The 19,320-nt window shown below is 27.2% G+C and carries 14 protein-coding genes; 6 read left to right on the plus strand and 8 right to left on the minus strand.

The features are described 5' to 3' along the window. Window positions 1-162: 162 nt before the first annotated feature. Together AACH12_RS09700 and AACH12_RS09705 are read right to left on the minus strand one after the other, a co-directional pair. Complete coding sequence (locus tag AACH12_RS09700; RefSeq protein WP_338535217.1) at window positions 163-903, minus strand: permease; 741 nt, start codon at window positions 901-903, stop codon at window positions 163-165. Further along, window positions 903-1,376 carry a permease gene (locus AACH12_RS09705; RefSeq protein WP_338535218.1) on the minus strand — a complete coding sequence of 158 codons (474 nt, stop codon included), beginning with the start codon at window positions 1,374-1,376 and terminating at the stop codon, window positions 903-905. The genes AACH12_RS09700 and AACH12_RS09705 overlap by 1 nt, the downstream gene beginning before the upstream one ends. Before the next feature lie 106 nt (window positions 1,377-1,482). Between AACH12_RS09705 and AACH12_RS09710 the strand changes: the two genes are divergently transcribed. Both AACH12_RS09710 and AACH12_RS09715 read left to right on the plus strand, forming a co-directional pair. Beyond that, window positions 1,483-2,142, plus strand: a complete 660-nt coding sequence (locus tag AACH12_RS09710; RefSeq protein ID WP_338535219.1) for a Crp/Fnr family transcriptional regulator — start codon at window positions 1,483-1,485, stop codon at window positions 2,140-2,142. A 37-nt stretch (window positions 2,143-2,179) separates the two neighbouring features. After that, the gene (locus AACH12_RS09715; RefSeq protein ID WP_338535220.1) at window positions 2,180-3,778 is read left to right on the plus strand and encodes a M23 family metallopeptidase; all 1,599 of its coding nucleotides are present in this window, start codon (window positions 2,180-2,182) and stop codon (window positions 3,776-3,778) included. A gap of 111 nt (window positions 3,779-3,889) precedes the next feature. Here the strand turns inward: AACH12_RS09715 and AACH12_RS09720 are convergent, their stop codons facing one another. The 3 genes from AACH12_RS09720 to AACH12_RS09730 all read right to left on the minus strand — a co-directional run bounded on the left by AACH12_RS09720 (window position 3,890) and on the right by AACH12_RS09730 (window position 8,500). Then, window positions 3,890-6,175: an ATP-dependent Clp protease ATP-binding subunit gene (locus tag AACH12_RS09720; protein WP_338535221.1), complete on the minus strand. Its 2,286-nt coding sequence runs from the start codon at window positions 6,173-6,175 to the stop codon at window positions 3,890-3,892. Window positions 6,176-6,971: 796 nt separating this feature from the next. Next, window positions 6,972-7,613 (minus strand): lactate utilization protein, encoded by a 642-nt coding sequence (locus AACH12_RS09725; protein WP_338535222.1) that lies wholly within the window; start codon window positions 7,611-7,613, stop codon window positions 6,972-6,974. Window positions 7,614-7,687: 74 nt separating this feature from the next. Beyond that, window positions 7,688-8,500, minus strand: a complete 813-nt coding sequence (locus AACH12_RS09730; protein ID WP_338535223.1) for a sugar nucleotide-binding protein — start codon at window positions 8,498-8,500, stop codon at window positions 7,688-7,690. A 229-nt stretch (window positions 8,501-8,729) separates the two neighbouring features. Here AACH12_RS09730 and AACH12_RS09735 point away from each other — a divergent pair, with 229 nt between their 5' ends. Next, entirely contained in the window at window positions 8,730-9,653 is a 924-nt protein-coding gene (locus AACH12_RS09735; RefSeq protein ID WP_338535224.1) for an aminoglycoside phosphotransferase family protein, read from the plus strand. Between the two features lie 65 nt (window positions 9,654-9,718). On the opposite strand, the gene AACH12_RS09740 is transcribed toward AACH12_RS09735, so the two are convergent. Next, complete coding sequence (locus tag AACH12_RS09740; RefSeq protein ID WP_338535225.1) at window positions 9,719-10,930, minus strand: glyceraldehyde 3-phosphate dehydrogenase NAD-binding domain-containing protein; 1,212 nt, start codon at window positions 10,928-10,930, stop codon at window positions 9,719-9,721. Between the two features lie 155 nt (window positions 10,931-11,085). After that, a complete protein-coding gene (locus tag AACH12_RS09745) occupies window positions 11,086-13,872 on the minus strand; it encodes a UPF0182 family membrane protein (protein ID WP_338535226.1) in 2,787 nt (928 codons plus the stop codon). Window positions 13,873-14,036: 164 nt separating this feature from the next. Between AACH12_RS09745 and AACH12_RS09750 the strand changes: the two genes are divergently transcribed. The 3 genes from AACH12_RS09750 to AACH12_RS09760 all read left to right on the plus strand — a co-directional run bounded on the left by AACH12_RS09750 (window position 14,037) and on the right by AACH12_RS09760 (window position 17,967). After that, window positions 14,037-14,858 (plus strand): response regulator transcription factor, encoded by an 822-nt coding sequence (locus tag AACH12_RS09750; RefSeq protein WP_338535227.1) that lies wholly within the window; start codon window positions 14,037-14,039, stop codon window positions 14,856-14,858. A 113-nt stretch (window positions 14,859-14,971) separates the two neighbouring features. Then, window positions 14,972-16,318, plus strand: a complete 1,347-nt coding sequence (locus AACH12_RS09755; RefSeq protein ID WP_338535228.1) for an MATE family efflux transporter — start codon at window positions 14,972-14,974, stop codon at window positions 16,316-16,318. 26 nt (window positions 16,319-16,344) lie between these two features. Continuing rightward, window positions 16,345-17,967 carry a putative manganese-dependent inorganic diphosphatase gene (locus tag AACH12_RS09760; RefSeq protein WP_338535229.1) on the plus strand — a complete coding sequence of 541 codons (1,623 nt, stop codon included), beginning with the start codon at window positions 16,345-16,347 and terminating at the stop codon, window positions 17,965-17,967. A 55-nt stretch (window positions 17,968-18,022) separates the two neighbouring features. Here the strand turns inward: AACH12_RS09760 and thiC are convergent, their stop codons facing one another. Beyond that, window positions 18,023-19,306 (minus strand): phosphomethylpyrimidine synthase ThiC, encoded by a 1,284-nt coding sequence (gene thiC, locus AACH12_RS09765; RefSeq protein ID WP_338537371.1) that lies wholly within the window; start codon window positions 19,304-19,306, stop codon window positions 18,023-18,025. Window positions 19,307-19,320: the final 14 nt, after the last annotated feature.

Raw genomic sequence — 19,320 nt, forward strand, 5'->3', positions numbered from 1 at the left:
ATGCCAGTATTACTATATATTTTTTAAGATGATTTATCCGATGACTTAGAGTTCTTTATTCCCCACTTCTTTAAAAAGCGGGGAATAAAGAACTCTAAAAAGGCCCTTGATTATGTTTTCTAAGATTCAGTGGAGTAAAAACTCCCTCTGAACCCAAGAAATTCATTTATTCATATAGTCTTCGTTAATTTCGATAGCTTTTACAGGACATTTATTGGCAGTTTTCTCTAACTTATCAAAATCATTCGTAATTCCTATAACTTCAGCTTTACCATTTTTCATTGAAAAAACTTCAGGCATATTTTTAACACAAACTTTGCATCCTACACACGCGTCTTTATTTATAAGAGCAATATTATCTCCAAATTCTTTGTATTCTGATGTTAAAAAAACTTCTTCTTTAGTCACAATTTTATTCATTAAATAGCCCATAATAAGAATAGCAATTACCGTAAATATCCACCTTAATGCCATAAATTTTAAACTTAAAAACTTTGCTTCATTTACAAGCATAGGAACTTTAATAACTGCCCATGCACTAAGTATTATAACAGCATTTGATATACTGGCACCTTTTTTTAACAATAATTTTACTAGTGGAAAAGCTGCATATATTGGTCCAGCAGATATACTACCTAAAATAACAGAAAATATTCCTCCAATAAATCCCGATTTTTCTCCTAGTCTATCATAAATAATTTTTTTAGGTACCCATGCATCAACAACCATTGTAAGTACAAAAATTAAGGGAATAATCTCAAATAATTCTTTTAAATAATAAAAAGTATTTTTAACAGCTGCATTTGCCTTCTCAGGATAAAAAATAAACAACACTAAATACACTAACAAAACAAAAATTGCAGTTTTGTTCTTCTTAAGCTTTTTTAAATTAATTTTATTCATTATATCAATCCTCCAACAACAATAGCTATTAATATTGCAAAAATAAAACTAAGTAAATTTCTATATAATGTAAACTTAAATCCAAATTCTTTTTTTTCTAAAGAAAAGGTTACAACACCTACCATAGTAAGAGTAGTAAGAAATGCAACAATTGGAACAATACTAGCCCCAGAATTCACTAGTGACCCTGCTAATGGAAATGCTACAAAGGCCGGAATTAAAGTTATACTACCAAGTAATGCTGCACTAACTACAGAAAACATTAAATTGTCTCCACCAAGTAAATTTTGTATGGTAGTTGGTGGAATTAAAGTAAGAATTAGACCAATCAAAAATAGAATTGCAATTATTTCCCCCATCATATTTTTCATCATATTTCTTGAAAGCTTCATAGATTTTACTGTTCTAGTTTTATCTTTTAAAATCGAGATTACTAGAATAATCACACCAATAATCCAATAATTAAAACTCATATAATACCTCCTTAGTAATATATATTTTTCTTTTCTTTTATTTATATTAATTATATACTATATAAAGAATACTAAGTGTTACTTCAGTAACTAGATAGGAGAAAAAATGAAATATATTAAAAAAATAAGTAAACTGAATTTTTTTAAGACAATAAAAAAAGATGATCTGGAAATTATGATATCTAACAATTCAATTTTTATAAAAAAATACGATAAAAACGAAATAATACATCTTCAAAGTGAATTATGCTCCTCAATGGACATTGTCATTGAAGGTAAAGTTATAGTACAAAATATAGATGAGAATGGAAATATTATTACAATAAGTAACTTTGAGAAAAACGAACTTTTCGGTGCACACCTTCTTTTTTCTTCACAAAATTTCTATCCAATGACAATCATCGCTCAAGAAGAAACTACTATACTTAAAATAGAAAAATCTAAAATACTTGATTTATGTCAAAATAACAAAATTTTTTTAATTGAATATTTAAATCAAATTTCTGATAGATCAAACACCTTAGCTAGTGTAATCAATAGAGTTACAAGAAAATCAATTAGAGCTTGTATAATTGATTTTTTAAAATTCGAAAAAAACTTACAAGACTCAAACAAAATAATACTTAATATATCAAAAAAAGAGCTATCTGAAAAATTTGGTATACAAAGAACTTCGCTTTCTAGAGAGCTTAGTAAAATGAAAAAAGATGGATTAATTGATTTTGATAAAAATTCAATAACAATAATAAATCTAGAAAATATCTAAATATCACTTTTAACTAGAAATTTTCAAAGGAGTCTTTATGAAAAAAAAATTAGTATTAATTACAATAATTATTACAATTGCTACATCAATTTTTGGACTTAATTATTACAGATCAAAAACAAAAATAGTAAATTCGTTTTCCACCTTACAGATTAATACATACGAAAACTCGAAAAATATCTTTACAATAAACAATACTGACCTTCTCTACAAAGTATTATGTGATTCAATAAATAAATCAGTTACTTATACTAAACCAATCAAATATAATAAAGAAATTATATTTGAATTTATAGATAAAAATAAAACTAAGAAAAATTTAAACTTTTATTCTGATATAGATAAAAAAGAATTATATTTTTTATATAATAATAAACAATATATAATTCCAAGAGAATACTCAAAACTACTTCTAAACTATGATGAATTTAGTGATTTATACCCTAATAATATCAATCCTAGCATAATAATTCACAGCGCTAAAAGTTCAATAGTACCGCATTCAGCTAAAAGTAATTTGTTCTATAAAAAAATTAATAGTAAATGGTACAAAATCAGTAATATCAATACTTCAACAAACTTAGATAGCAATATTATTATGGATCCTGTATTAAACTTAATAGAATCCGAAAATTTGAAAATAAATATTTCGCCGAAACCTAGTCATTTTGAAGTATATACTAATAATGAACAACAAAAATTAAATGAAAATATTTACATACCTTTAAAAATTGAAAGCACCATAAATTATACAATTAAAGCTATATGGGAAAAAAACACAGATAGTGATTTTTACGGGGAGAAAGATTGGACTTTTAAAGTGAATGTTGATTTAAAACCAAAACTTGAAGTGATAAATTCAACAGAAAAACAAGGTGATTTTTTTATAATTAAAATGCTAAATTTGAATTATAACGAAACACCTATACTAGAGCAGAATATTATTGATAATATTAAATACTGGAAAATTGATGATGCGTGGTATTCAATTATTCCATTAAATTATTGGGTAAAAAAAGGAACATATAAAGTAAAATTTTCTATAAAAAAAAATAATAATGTAATTCCTATTTCGAACAAAACCCTTGATATTCTTAATAAGAAATTTGATAAGCAATACTTAACAATTGATAAAACTGTTGCTTCGTCAACAAAAAATCCCGAAGCCTATAGCCAGTACGCAAAAATTTTCTCACCTTCAAGAGAGAAGAGCATAAATAAAAAACTTTGGCAAGGAAAATTCATTTGGCCATGCGTTGGTAGAATTTCAACCGAATTTGGAATGATGCGCTATGTAAATGGAACATTAACTTCATATAGACATTCAGGGATAGATATTGCAGTTCCAAGAGGTACTCCAGTTCTTGCGACTAATTCTGGTAAAATTGTATTAAGTCAAAAGCTTATAATGACTGGAAATACCGTTGTAATAGACCACGGACTTGGTATTTTTAGTGTTTATTTTCATATGGATTCACTAAATTATAATAAAAATGAAATGGTGAAAAAAGGGGAAATAATCGGCACAGTTGGTACAACAGGTTTTTCAACAGGACCTCATCTCCATTTTACTACATCCTACTATAAGACTAACTTAGATCCAAATACTTTTTTAAATTGGGATGGAAAATTATAGTAAAACAAATAAAGAGTTATCTAGTATTAATTCATTTGATTTAAAATCAAATTCTAAAAATACTAAATAACTCTTTAACAGTTTTTAATATGCTGTGGCTAATCTATTAATTTATTTTTCCACACAAATTTTTCCGTCCTTAAAAACTACTTTTATTAAATTTCCCTTTATAACTTCTTTTTTTATAAACAATTCTGCAATTTCATCTTCAATATATTTTTGAATTGTTCGTCTAAGAGGTCTTGCTCCATATTTTTCATCATAACCTTCTTTAATAAGGAATTCTTTCGAAGCACTATCCACACTTAAACTCATACCTTTTTCTTTAACTTCTTCTTCAACTTCTTCAATGAGTAAATCAGCGATTAGTTCTAGCTCTTTCCTACTTAAATGATTAAATACGACTACATCATCTACGCGATTCAAAAATTCTGGTCTAAAATACTGATTTAAAGCTGATAATACTTTTTTTTCAAGCTTTTCGTAATTATTACTTTCAAATCCAATTCCATTCGCTTTTATATCCGTTCCTGCATTAGATGTCATAATTATAACCGCATTTTCAAAGAATACAGTCCTTCCTTGACCATCAGTCAGTCTTCCATCTTCAAGTATTTGTAGTAATACATTAAATACATCAGAATGAGCTTTTTCAATTTCATCTAAAAGAATTACCGAATAAGGTCTTCTTCTTATTTTTTCAGTTAATTGTCCACCATTTTCGTAACCAACATATCCTGGAGGTGATCCAATTAATTTTGATATAGTATGTTTTTCTGAGTACTCACTCATATCCATCCTAATAAGAGCGTCTTCTGATCCAAAAAGTTCATTTGCTAAAGTTCTGGCAAGTTCAGTTTTTCCTACTCCAGTAGGACCAACAAAGATAAAAGAAGACGGTTTCTTTTTCTTTCTAAAACCAGACCTATTTCTTCTAATTGCTTTTGATAAAGCACTAACTGCTTTATTTTGTCCAATAACTCTTTTATGAAGCCTATTTTCTAAATCAATGAGTTTTATGGATTCTTCTTCTGTAAGTTTTCCAACAGGAATTTTAGTCCATGCCTCAATAACGTAAGCAACATCTTCTGTTGTAAGTTCAAGATGTTCATTAATCATTTTACATTCATTTAATTTTTCCTGAAGATGAATTTCGTGTACTTTTAACTCAGCAGCTCTCTCAAACTCTTCGTGTAAAGAAGCAATTTCTTTTTCTTCAGCAATTTTTTTTATTTCATTTTTCAAATTCTCATATTCTACTAATGAAGTGTTTTTCAAATTCAATCTTGAACCAGCTTCATCTATAACGTCAATAGCCTTATCTGGCAAAAATCTATCTGTTATATATTTTTCTGACATTCTAACAGCTTCTTCAATTACAATGTCACTTATTTTAACTTTATGAAAATCTTCATAATATGATTTTATTCCTTTTAATATCTCAATAGACTCTTCAATTGTTGGTTCATCAACCATAACAGGCTGAAATCTTCTTTCTAAAGCTGCATCTTTTTCTATATGTTTTCTATATTCATCAATAGTTGTAGCTCCAATTATTTGTACTTCACCTTTTGCAAGAGCTGGTTTTAATATATTTGCAGCATTCATAACACCACCATGTACTTCTCCAGCACCCATAATATTATGAACTTCGTCTATTACTAAAATTACATTCCCATGAATCTTTGCCTCTTTAATAATCGCATTCATTCTACCTTCAAATTGACCTCTAAACTGTGTTCCAGCTACAATTGAAGTCATATCAAGCAAATAAACTTCAGTATTTAGTAGTTTAATAGGTACTTTTTTTTCTACTATCCTTAGAGCTAATCCTTCCGCAATTGCTGTTTTACCAACCCCTGGTTCACCAATTAAAACAGGATTATTTTTACTTCTCCTATTTAGTATTTGAATAACTCTATCAATTTCTTTTTTTCTTCCAATAACTTTATCGATTTTATTTTCCCTAGCTTTATCAATTAAATTTGAACCAAACTTCTCTAAATTTTTAAGTTTCTTCTTTTTAGCTTTTTTAATTTTTTCATCTCTTGTATCTTCTTTTACATCTTCAATTTTTTCTTTTGTTTCTTTTTGCATTTCTTTTTTATCTAATATTTCAAAATCATCTCCACCCATTGCTAAATTCATCATTTGAGAAAGTGGATCCTCATCTGAATCCGACAAATTCATATCTTCAAATATCTTACTCATTTGACTAGAAATATTTTCAAGATCGTCAGGATCTACTTTCATCTGTTTCATCATTTCATCCATAATAGGTATCCCCATTTTTTTTGCACAATCAAAACATAATGGTTTACTTATTTTTTTACCATCTTCAATTACAGTAGTATAAACTACCGCTATATTTTTCTTACATACAGAACATTTTTCCATAAAATCACCTCAGTTTGATACTTAATTTTTATTAAGGCAAATACAAACACGCATAACCTTTTCCATATAATACAATATATCATATATTTATTAACTAAATATGAATATATAACAAACTCCTATCAAATACAGTATATACTTTCTCAAAAACCAAAAGAATCAGCATAAGCTGATTCTTCTGTTAAAAGATTTCTACATATAATACCATTAAACACAAAAGAGATGTTCCCCCAAACAAAACCTTCGTTTTATTAGCTTTTTTTCATTTAGAAAAAACAACATTTTATTAAAACAATTTATTTGCGTTGAAATATTTTGTTTTAATTTAAAAATGTTTTCTTTTCTTAATATATTGTACAACTAAAATACAAAATAATCAAGAGAAAAAAATACTATATATAAAATGCTTCAGCGTCAAGATCAGCCGCGAGGCGCATTTTATATATAGTATTTTTTTTACCTTTTAACTGCAATGTGCTTCAGCGTCAGGAGTACCCACTAGATGCGTTTTATTTATAGTATTTTTTACCTTTTAACTGCAATGTATTTCAGCGTCAGGATCGGTCGCGAGGCGCATTTTATATATAGTATTTTTTTTACCTTTTAATGCAATGTACTTCAGCGTCAGGATCAGCCACGAGGCGCATTTTATATATAGTATTTTTTTTACCTTTTATCTGCAATGTGCTTCAGCGTCAGAATTAGCCACTAGGCGCATTTTATTTTTAGTATTTTTTTACCTTTTAAATGCAATATACTTCAGCGTCAGGATCGGCCGCTAGGCGCATTTTATTTATTAGTATCCTAATGTTTTATTTACGATTATTACTTTTATTCTATCTTTATTTGCTTGTTTTTTTATTACTACGTAATCGTTGCATATTCTGTCTTTACTTGAGCAATCGACGCAGTATCCAGTTTTAGCACATGGTGTATTTCTACTTAACCTTTTTGCATTAGCTGGAGCTGATATTTCTTTATTTCTTTTTATTGCGTCGTCTAGGTTTTTAACTAATTTATTTATTCCGACTACAACAATTACTTTTTTGGGGCCATATATCATAGCTGCAACTCTATTTCCATTTCCATCAACATTATAAAGCTCACCATTTTCAGTAATGGCATTACTACTTGAAAAATACACATCAGTGTCAAAACTTTCAAAGTATATTTTTTTAATATCTTCCCCAGTTAATCCTTCTTTATATCTATCTAAAAAATTAATATTTTTATGTCTTAAATAGTCAATCACTCCTGTTTCAAATAAAGTCATTGAACCACCAAGTGATACCTTCATATTATCTTTAATAAAACTATCTATTTTATTAATTAATTCAGTTTCATCTCGAACAAAAAAAGCATCCATATTATTTTTTCTAAAATTATCAATCGTTTTTTCAATTTTCTTAGAATTTAACCATTCAATATTTTTACTCATATACAGCTCCTTTTTTTCGATTCCTTAGTTTTCTAGCTTCATAACTAGTAAAACTCACTATGAAACCAATGAATTCACTTTCCTGAAAGCATTTCTATTATTTCTTCATTTGTAGGTTTCAACTCTTCTGGAATTTCCTTTCTACAAGATAAAAGACCAAAATTATATTCATCAACTTTTTCTAATTGTTCAACTGAATAGTCTACATCTTTATATCCTAAGGATTCAACTAATTTCATTATAAATTCAGAATGAGCTATTAAATCATCATTACAAATATGAAAAATACCAGTATATTTATTATCAACAACATATCTTATTTGTTTTGCTAAAGAAATATCCAATGTATTATTTATAAATAAATTATTATATACAATAATTTTTTTCCCATTTTCAAGTGAATCTTTTAAATCTTTCATTCTAGGAGAAGTTTCTCCCCAAACAATTGGTAATCTAAAAATAGTTAATTTATCACCTAAAATATTTTTCAATTCTCTTTCGCAGTCAATTTTAAATTTACCATATTTTGTTTCAGATTTTGGAATATCAATTTCATAATGTGGTCTATCTTTTAAATTATCAAAAACATTTGCAGTTGAAATAAAATAATATTTTCCACCATTCTCTTGAATATAATTTGCAGATATTGAATGAAATTCTATTTGTTCTCTATAATTACCCCTAATTGAGGAAATTATTATATCTGGTTTAATTTCATTTAATAATTCTTTTAATCCCTCTGAATCTTTTAAATCAACTTTATACTTGTTATCATCATTAATTTTACCACTTTTATATGTTCCATATACGTAATAGTCGTTTTTAAACTCATTACATAGTGCATTTCCTACTAAACCAGTTGACCCTAAAATCAACATCCTTTTCATAAGAACCTCCCAAAATTATATGCTATAACTTACATACTTATTCAAACATTTTTTTGTTAAAATATCAACACTTATTTTAATAATAATAAAAATATAAATTAATAATTATACTATTAAATTTTCAGAAAATACTGTCTAATTAATTTCATTTATACTATAATATTTTTATAAGAAAATATATCAAAAGCGAGTGATTACTTTGAATGTTAAACGATACTCTAGAAAAGAAATGAAAATTTTTATAACCAATATAATTGGCGAAAAGTGTGAAGTTATGCCTATTGGCAATCACGAACTAAATCGTCACTTAGTTTATAGAATAAATACAACAAATAATTCATTCGTTTTTAAATTTTATTATAAAAAAGAAGTCGCTGAAAATGAAATTCTTGCCTTAAGAGAAACTAAATTTATTGACATTCCTACACCTTCTATAATCGAAACTGGATTTATCGAAGATGATAGAGAATGGCTTTTAATGAATCGTATAGAAGGATTCCCCTTAGCTAAATTTGCAAAATTTATCAATCATAATAATTTAAAAGATATTTACTATGATATGGGCAAATTTTTAGCTAGGCTCCATAAACATTCTTCTTCTAAAGACTGTAGGTATTTTAAAGATACCACTAATTTAACAACTCAAACTTCTTGCAAAGCTTATTTTGAAAAACAAAATAATGATTTTATTGAAAATATCATAACTAATAATCTTAATTCTAATATTATTAGTAGTGCCATTAATTATTATTATGCAAATTTGGATATACTCGATATTAAATCTAATTATAGTTTCTGCCATAATGATTATGATGGTCGAAATGTATTAATCGCTAAAACAAATGGCACATGGAAGATTTCAGCTATTCTTGATTTTGAAAGAAGTATGTATATGGATCGTACAATCGATTTTTGCTTTATGTACATAAATCAATTTCATTTTGACAAAACATACGAAAATTCATTTTTTCAAGGCTACAAATCAGTTTATTCCCTGCCTACTAATTTTAAAAAACATTTTGAATTTTTTCTTCTAATTCAGTGTCTAAGACTTTTTTCATGGTCTAAAGATATAGTTCCTATGCTACATAAAACAAGCTATGATATCATTAAGGATATTCTTAACAATAACGTAAAAATAGATAATAATTAAATACCTCCAATAAAAAAGCAATAAAACAATTTATCTTAATTTAATATTGTTTTACTGCCTTTTTTCTATTTTATATTCTTTATTGAATATTTTATTAATTCACTTAATGAATTAACATAATTTCCAAATTCATTATCATACCAACCAAATATTTTAGCATGAGTAACAGGAAGTTCAATTTTTCCTGCAACCCCACTTTCAAAAAGCATAGAATTTGGTAGTGATAAAAATCCAGTTTTTGTATGTGTTTCATATCCTTCAATTACTACTGAAGCTCTTTTCCCTTTAAAATCAGACGAAACATTTTGAATACTCGAAAATTCAAGCAACTTGTGATTAGAATTTTCGCTAGCAGATTTATAGATATCATTTAAATATTCATTGTTAATAACAGGATTTCCACTTGTATCTAGAGAAGTCTTAAATGTTAAATTTAGTGTAACTAATGAAACTGTATTGCTTGGAATACGTACAGAATCCGCCATAAATCCGATTTTTTTAATTTCTGGAAGTACATACTCAAGTGCTTTTGCCGCACCAGTAGACGTAATAATAATGTTATTAAACACAGATCTATTTCTTCTTAAATCAACACTTCCGCTCTTAGGAAGAGAATCTAAAATTGTTTGATTATTAGTAGCTGCATGAATCGTACTCATTGAAGCTGTAATGATTTTAGAAGTTTCAATATTATCTAAAAGCGGTTTCATCATATGTGAAAGCGCAGTAGTAGTACAGCTTGCAGATGAAATGATTTTATGTTTATCAAAGTCTATGTCCGTATGATTAATTCCAAAAACAGTCATCGTAGTATCTATTGGAAACTTCTCTTTTGTTTTAAATGGTGCGCTACAAATTACTAATTCAGCTCCTGAATCAAGATGTCCCCTTATAGATCCTTTTGGTTCACTAGAATTTTTACTTGGATCAAGAAAAACGCCCGTACAATCTACAACAAGCTTAACTTTGTATTTTTTCCAGTTTATATCTTTAGGATTTCTATCAGTCACTAAAATTCGTATGAGCTTATCGTTAATTTTAAATGAAAATTCATCAATTTTTTCTAAATTTACAGTTTTGCCTGAATATCCATATAGAAATCTATCTAAAAAACCATACGTCGAATCTGTCATAATAAAATTAATAAAGGCATCAATTGAATTGCCAGTTTTCCTTCCAATATTAACGACAAATTCTTCAAATTCTTCATTCATTAAATTGTTCCAAAGTACTAATTTACCTATTCTACCCATTCCATTAATACCAAGTTTATTCACAATGCACCTCCGCTTTTACTGGGACTTCTTTAGTCCCTAGACGATATTGTACACTATATTTAATTAATATGCTACACTATTTTACTAAATAATTATTTTTGTATATAACTAATAAAGAGTAGCCGTAGCTACTCTTTATTAGTTATATTAATTTGTTATTTAATTTTTGATTTAATCACATTAATTAATTCTTCGAGCTTATCAATATCACCTTTTGATTGATTTAAAGCTTGCTCGACTTGTATTAATAGTTCATTCAATGAGGCATCACTAATTACACTAGTAGTCGTATCTGTATTGGTATAATCTGTCTGTGAACTTGAGCTATCAAACTTGTTAATACTAAACATACTATCTATTGCTTTTTCTAAAGTATCTTCCATAACTATTTTTTCTTTATATGCAATAATAACTCTTTTAAGTTCAGGTAAATTATTTGAGTTATCTGCTTGTAAATATATCGGTTCAATATATAACAAAGAATTGTTTATTGGTATAACCAAAATATTGCCTCTTAGTACAGATGAACCTTGTTGACCCCATAAAGTTAATTGTGGTGAAATCTCTGAATTTTGATCAATTCTAGATTCAATCATCATAGGTCCTTGAACATTCTTATCTTTTGGAAATCTATACATTACAATCTTTCCATAATTATCGCCGTCATTCCTTGCTATCAAAAGTGAATTCATATTAGCTTTTTCTTTTGGCGTAAACGGGATCGATAAAAGAAATTCAAGTTTTTTACTATCAGGAAGTTTAAACATCAAATAATTTGATTCAACATCTTGAACTTCGCTCATATATTTTTCTGTTGCAATATCCCATACATCTTCACCATTATAAAAAACAGTTGGGTTATTTACATGATAAGATTTATAAACTCTAGCTTGAAGTTCAAATAAATCTTGTGGATATTTTACATGAGCAAACAAATACTTATCCATTTCAGATTTGTCTTTAAATGAATTCTTAAATATTTTTGAATACGTCTTAATAAGCGGATCATTTTTATCAAATACATATAGATTAACTTCACCAGAATACGCATCAACTACCGCCTTAACTGAATTCCTAATGTAATTTGCTCTTCCAAATTTAGTAACATAAGGTTGGGAATAAGGATGCATTGTACTTGTAGTATAACCATCAGCTATCCAGTACAATTTTCCATCTTCTTTATTTATAACTAAATATGGATTTTCATCATATTGAATAAAAGGTGTTAATGTTTTAAGTCTATCTACTATATTTCTATGAATAATAATCTTTGAGTCTTTTGTAATATTATTAGATAAAAGCATTTTCAAACTATTCTCTTCGATTGAAAATAACAACTTGTTTATTCCAGCAAGTGGTATTCCTCTATCACTATTAAATATGGTTCTTTTATTATCAGAACCACTTGGATAATCAAATTCTTCTTCTCCAGTCTTAACTACAATATAATCATTATTGAGTTCTCCAAAATAAAGTTCTGGTCTTTCAATTTTTAAATCTGTATTGGTAGTTGGAGGTAAATTTTTAACCAATAGTTCGGGCTGACCGTTTTGAGTAATCTTATTTACTGGAGATACAACCGCACCATATCCATGCGTATAGATAAGATGTTTATTGAGCCAAGTTTGAGCTTTTTCGTCTAAACTATTTTGCTCCATCTCTCTTGCAGATATAAATACTTCAGTATATTTTCCATCAATCTGATACCTATCAATATCAATATCATTAAATTTGTAATAAAGTCTAATTCCTTGAATTTGATTGTAAGTTTGTTTAAGTGGTCTATAATCATTAATTCTAATATTATCAACGATTTCACTATTTTCTTCGATATCTTTTTTTGTCAAATCTTGATCAACAGGAAATTCTTTTTCCACAACTTTATCTAAATTATATGCTCTTTGAGTATTTTCAATATTATACTCTAAAAATTTTGTTTCTTTTGAAATTTCATCAGGTTCTACAACAAATTTTTGTATAAACATAGCACTACCACCAGTTATTAAGGTTACTGCTAAGAATAATACTGGACCAACTAAAGAAAGTTTTAAGCTCCTTCTTTTAAATCCTATATAAATTCCTACTGATGATACTAGGGCAATCACCATTTGAATTCTATAACTAACAAGTGTAACATTTATATCAGTATAACTTGCACCATATGCGACTCCTCTTGATGAAAACAAAAGTTCATAAGTCTTTAAATAATAGCTAAGTGCAAATAACACAAATATCATAGAACCAATAACAGTAACTTTAGTAATCATATAAGAATATACTTTTTTATTAGCAATTGAAGAAAAACTAACATTATTTCTAGGATTTAAGTACACTATATTATCCTTCGAAGGCGGGTAAAATCTTATAAGTATTAAATATGCCATAACTGTAGTTACAAGAAGCCAAAATGCTAACATAAAAACTGCATCAAGTACACTTCTCATAAGTGGATATGTGTAGATATAAAATGAAACATCATTGTGGAAAATTGGATCTTGGTAACCAAAGTTAAATTTATTTAGTTGCATCAAAATTTTCATCCACAGTAAACTTGTAAAGTTTAAAGAATACATAAATCCAAAAACAATTGAAAATACTAATGAAATAAGTTTATTTCTCTTAAATTCATTCTCTAAAGGTTTTTCAACAAAATGAAAATAATTCTTTACTAATGATTTTAGATAAATAAAAACAACTAAAGATATAAGAAAAAATACTGGTATGAAAATCTTAACTTTTGTAAAGAGTTGTACTGTAAATAACTCTTTGTAATTAACTGAAGAAAACCACAAATAATTCGTAATCAATCCAATTATCGGCTTAGTAAATGACACAAAAATAAATAATACTAAAAATATTAGTGTAAATATAACTTTAACTCTTTTCGAACTCTCCATAAATTCACCTCTTTTTATAATAGACTGTAAATAACTTAAATTCATTATCTTACTTTATTAATACCCTTTTATATTATTCTATTCATTTTTTTTTAAACCTTTATATTTTACATCATATTATTAATAAATTTATCAATTAATTGTACATTGGAGATTATTATCAAGATTTTAGGGAATATACTATATATAGAGTAAAAGGCGGTGAAAATATGAGTAATATTCTTTTAATTGACAAGACACCTTCATCATATAGGATTAAAGAAATAGCACATAAATTAAATATTGGCATATATGAAGCTTCTAATTATATGCAAGCACTTAATAAAGCAAATTCATTAATAGAAACGCTAGATTTAGTTATTATTGACGTTTTACTAGAAAAAGATAATGGTTTTGAATTAATAGAAACCTTAAAAAAAGAACATCCATTTCTTCCAATTATCATTCTAACTTCTCTAAATACAAAAAAAAGTTTTGTTCGTGGAATTAAACTCGGCGTGAGTGATTACATCTTAAAACCATTTGATGATGAAACTCTTATAAACAGACTGAAAAAAAATATGTCACATAAAAACCATATAAAAACACCAGAAAGAAAAATTGATTTTAATTCTTATTTAGAAACCGAATTATTAAAGTCCTCAAAGGGAAATTATCCTCTAAGCATTGGACTATTTACTTTTTACAACAATATTAGTGGTTTAGAAGAAAATTTAGAAGAATACTACAAAGCACAAAATATTATTTATAAAAAATTTGAAAAATTGTTTTTTGAAACAGATTTTTTTACACCCTATGGATCAAAATATTTTCTTGTAGTTTTACCATTTTGTAAATTTGAAAATGTAAAAATTGTAAAGCAAAAAATTATTGAATATGGAAGCTCTTTATTAAAAGAACTTGGAATGAATTCATACGCAATTTCAACGTCATTTGTAACTACTCCAAATGATGGAACTAAAAAAAATCATCTAATCGATAAATTAACCAATCAACTCAATAGTAATACAACAAATAAAACAAATAATTAAATTGTACTCAAAACTTTATTTTTTATGTTATAATATTCTCACTAACTTATTTTAGTCTTTATATCTCTGAGATATAAAGCTTTTTTTTAGGCAATTTTATATTAGGAGTAACTATGAATAGATTAATAAACATAAAAATAATAAAAACAATAATCATTATTGCACTTCCAGCAATAATTGAAATGGCTCTAAATACACTTCTTGGTATCGCTGATACTTTAATGATAAGTAGACTTATTAATAAAGATGCACTCGTAGCAGCAGGATATTCTAACCAAGTTTTCTTTGCATTAATTTTTATTTTCACATCATTTAATACTGGTGCAATAGCAATGATTTCTAGAAATTATGGTGAGAAAAATTTCAAAAGGCTTCGAAAAGTAGCTTCTGAAACTCTTACATTGAATTTAATTATTGGATTAATTATTACAATAATTTCTTTGTTTTTCGCAAAGAACATTTTTTCAATATATGATTTAACTTCTACTGTTAAAGATAGTTTATTAGTATATTTTAAAATTGTTTCATTTAGCCTTGTTCCTATGTTTCTATCATTTTCATTTTCTGCAACTCTAAGAGGATCAGGTGATACTAAAACACCTATGAAAATAACTGCCATTGCAAATATAATAAATATTTTTGGAAATTATTTTTTAATAACTGGTTTTGGAATTTTTCCCGAACTCGGAATAGCAGGTGCTGCAATTTCAACTACTGTTTCCCGTTTTATAGGATTATTCATATATATATTTATATTATTCAATAATAAAAAAACAGTACATATTAACATAAAAAACATGCTTTTGACAAATGATGTTTTAAGACCACTACTAAATCTAAGCATTCCTGGTGCTCTAGAACAATTCTTTATGCAAACTGCATTTATTGTTGTAGGAATAATTACTGCGAAACTTAATACATCTTCAGAAGCTTTATTTAGAATCCTTATTAATATTGAATCTATTAGTTTTATGCCTGCAGTCGGCATATCAATTGCTGCATCAACTTTAGTTGGAAAATCTATTGGAGAAAAAAATAAAACTATGGCTAAAGAAATAGCAAAAGCTTCTTCAGTACTTGCTGTAATTTGGGGAATTGCGATTGGAATTGTATTTATCCTAATCCCAGAACTTATTGTTTCTATATTTACAGAAGACAATAATATACTTATAATAGCATCACTTCCGATGTTTGTGGCAGGATTTAATCAACCGTTTCTTAATTATATGATATCAATGTCAGGAGCTATTAGAGGTGCTGGTGATACAAAAGCTTTAATGTATATAACTACTTTAAGACTTTGGACTATGTTTATACCTCTTAGCTATTTATTTATACTGATTTTTCATACCGGTGTTGAAGGTATTTGGTACGCTGAACTTATATCGTTTTTCTTTTTCTCACTAATTTTAACTAGACGTTATCTTAGTGAAAAATGGTTAAATATTAAAATTGACTAAACTTTAATTATACAAAGGAGGCTACTATGATTCATATTTTTGGTCATAAAAATCCCGATTCTGATTCTGTATGTTCTGCAATTGCATTAAATTTTCTTAAAAACTCTAAAAACATAAAATCTAATCCTTTCGTTTTAGGTTCAATAAATAAAGAAACTACTTTTATATTAAATCATTTTAATATAAATGCTCCAAGCATTTTAAAAAATGTAAATATCGAAGTTAAAGATTTAAATTATGATACTATAAAACCTGTAAGTTCTGAAATTTCAATATTTGAAGCTTATAATAAAATGAAGACAATGAAAATTCGTACTCTTCCAGTAACTAATGATACTAATAAACTTGTTGGTATACTTACTATGAAGGATATAACTATTGACTTTATAAGTGGAAATAAAAGAAAACTTGACACTACTTATAGTAACGTAACAAAGTCTTTAGGTGGTAAACTCATTACTGAAACTAACAGAAAACTTGTTGGTAATATTCTCGTTATAGCTCTCTACCATAAGACCTTAAAAAAAGATAATTTGGTTAATAATAACACTATTGCAATAGTTGGTGATAATTACGAAGCAATTGATTTTCTTATTTCAGAAAATATAAATTCAATAATTGTCACTGGTGGAAGAATTCCACCAAAAGAGTATATTGAAAAAGCTAACAGAAAAAACATTAATATCATTTCTGTTCCTATTGATACTTACGAAACTTCTAGACAACTTACTCTCTGTAATAAAGTATCTTCAATAATGAAATCAAAAAATATAATACGATTTAAACCATATTATTCTATTGATGAGGTAAAAGAAGATATGAGCCTTTACAAGTATACCAATTATCCAGTGCTTGACAAGGGAAAACAATATCTTGGTATGGTAAACAGAAATCATATAATTAGTCCCAATAAAAAGAAAGTCATTTTAGTCGATCATAACGAATACTCTCAAAGTGTTCCAGGATTAAAAACCGCAAATATATTAGAAATAATTGATCATCATAAAATCGGTGATATTAATACTAACTCACCAATATCATTTCGAAATATGCCCGTAGGATCAACTTGTACTATAGTGTACTCTATGTTTAGAGAAGAGAATATTAAAATCCCCAAAAATATAGCTGGCTGCTTGATTTCTGGAATAATTTCAGACACTTTATTCTTCCGTTCACCTACGACTACTAGTTTTGATAAAATTGCAGTAGAAAAACTTAATGAAACTTTAAATATGGATCTTGACCAATATGCACACAATATGTTTAAATATGGTTCTTCCCTAGAAGGTGAAGAAACAAATGAAATATTAAACAAAGACTACAAAGAATTTGATATTGAAGGGTTAAAGATAGGAATTTCACAAATATTTACTTTAAATATTGATGAAATACTTGAAAGAAAAGATGAATTTCTTCATTGTCTTGAAAAAAATCATATTCAAAAAAATAATGACATTAGTCTCATAGTAATTACAGATATATTAAAAGAAGGTTCACACTTCCTATATAAATCGGATAACACAAATATTATTAAATACTTACTTAATGATAATTTAGAGCAAGGTTATTTTTCAAAAGGAATTATTTCAAGAAAAAAACAAATCGTACCATTAATAAGTGAGGCAATTATAGCTCAAAAAAATATGTAATAAAACAATGTATGTGGAATTTTTATAGGATTATTCAACATACATTGTTTTTATTTTATAATATATCTACTTCTTCACCTTTCATTATCTTATTCATATTTCTCATAGAACACATCTTTCCACACATTGTACATGTATCTTCAATTTCAGGTTTTGATTCTTTTCTATATCGTCTTGCTTTTTCTTCATATATAGAAAGTGAAAACATTGTTTCCCAATCCAAATTTTGTCTCGCCACACTCATTTTATAATCCCACTCTTTTGCATTTTTTATTTTCTTTCCTATATCTCCAGCATGAGCTGCAATTTTCACAGCAATTATTCCTTCTATCATATCCTCTTCATTTGGTAATCTAAGATGTTCTGCTGGTGTAACATAACAAAGAAAATCGGCACCTTTTGAAGCTGCAATTGCACCACCAATCGCACTGGTTATATGGTCATATCCTGGAGCTACATCTGTGACAATTGGTCCAAGGACATAAAAGGGAGCACCATGGCACAACTTCTTTTCAAGTAACATATTTGATTCTATTTCATCAATTGCCATATGCCCTGGTCCCTCTACTATTACTTGTACATCTTTTTCCCATGCCCTTAATGTAAGTTCTCCGAGTACCATCAATTCTTTTATTTGACTTGCATCCGTTGCATCATTTACCGAGCCTGGTCTACAAGCATCACCAAGACTTAAAGTAATATCATACTTAACACAAATATCAAGCAATTCATCAAAATATTCATAATATGGATTTTCTTTATTATTAATTTGCATCCATAAATACGTTAAGGATCCTCCTCTAGAAACAATATTATTTAACCTTTTATTTCTTTTAAATACTTTAATTGTTTCCTTATTTAGACCAGCATGTATAGTAATAAAGTCAACACCATTTTTACCATGCTCTTCTACTACATTTAAAAATTCCTTTGCGGTAATATCTTTCAAATCTTTATCATAATAACCTACTAAGTCATAAATTGGTACAGTTCCTATCATAGCACTTGAAATATCAACTAATTCTTTTCTAAATTCTCTTGTTTTTCCAAATGAACTTAAATCCATAATAGCTTCAGCTTCCATTTCTATTGCTTTTTTAACTTTTCTAATTTCTTTTTCAAAATCACTACTATCCTTAGAAATTCCTAAATTAACATTTATTTTTGTTCTAAGTCCACTTCCTATTCCTTCTGGACTAATACTAGCATGATTTTTATTGCAAGGAATAACAATTACTCCTCGTTTCATTTTTTCGATTAATTCATCTATGTTAATATTTTCTTTCCTTGCAACTTCTAGCATTTCATTAGTAATAATACCTTTTTTAGCTGCATTCATTTGCGTAGTGTATT

It is taken from the genome of Helicovermis profundi, from assembly GCF_033097505.1.
In the GTDB taxonomy this organism is placed as follows: Bacteria; Bacillota; Clostridia; order Peptostreptococcales; family Acidaminobacteraceae; genus Helicovermis; species Helicovermis profundi.

Coding starts and splice junctions, on each gene's coding strand:
- AACH12_RS09760 (WP_338535229.1), top strand. CDS start 16,345: ATGATTCATATTTTTGGTCATAAAAATCCCGATTCTGATTCTGTATGT.
- AACH12_RS09720 (WP_338535221.1), bottom strand. CDS start 6,175: ATGGAAAAATGTTCTGTATGTAAGAAAAATATAGCGGTAGTTTATACT.
- AACH12_RS09730 (WP_338535223.1), bottom strand. CDS start 8,500: ATGAAAAGGATGTTGATTTTAGGGTCAACTGGTTTAGTAGGAAATGCA.
- AACH12_RS09750 (WP_338535227.1), top strand. CDS start 14,037: ATGAGTAATATTCTTTTAATTGACAAGACACCTTCATCATATAGGATT.
- AACH12_RS09735 (WP_338535224.1), top strand. CDS start 8,730: ATGAAAATTTTTATAACCAATATAATTGGCGAAAAGTGTGAAGTTATG.
- AACH12_RS09705 (WP_338535218.1), bottom strand. CDS start 1,376: ATGAGTTTTAATTATTGGATTATTGGTGTGATTATTCTAGTAATCTCG.
- AACH12_RS09725 (WP_338535222.1), bottom strand. CDS start 7,613: ATGAGTAAAAATATTGAATGGTTAAATTCTAAGAAAATTGAAAAAACG.
- thiC (WP_338537371.1), bottom strand. CDS start 19,306: ATGAATGCAGCTAAAAAAGGTATTATTACTAATGAAATGCTAGAAGTT.
- AACH12_RS09715 (WP_338535220.1), top strand. CDS start 2,180: ATGAAAAAAAAATTAGTATTAATTACAATAATTATTACAATTGCTACA.
- AACH12_RS09710 (WP_338535219.1), top strand. CDS start 1,483: ATGAAATATATTAAAAAAATAAGTAAACTGAATTTTTTTAAGACAATA.
- AACH12_RS09755 (WP_338535228.1), top strand. CDS start 14,972: ATGAATAGATTAATAAACATAAAAATAATAAAAACAATAATCATTATT.
- AACH12_RS09745 (WP_338535226.1), bottom strand. CDS start 13,872: ATGAATTTAAGTTATTTACAGTCTATTATAAAAAGAGGTGAATTTATG.
- AACH12_RS09700 (WP_338535217.1), bottom strand. CDS start 903: ATGAATAAAATTAATTTAAAAAAGCTTAAGAAGAACAAAACTGCAATT.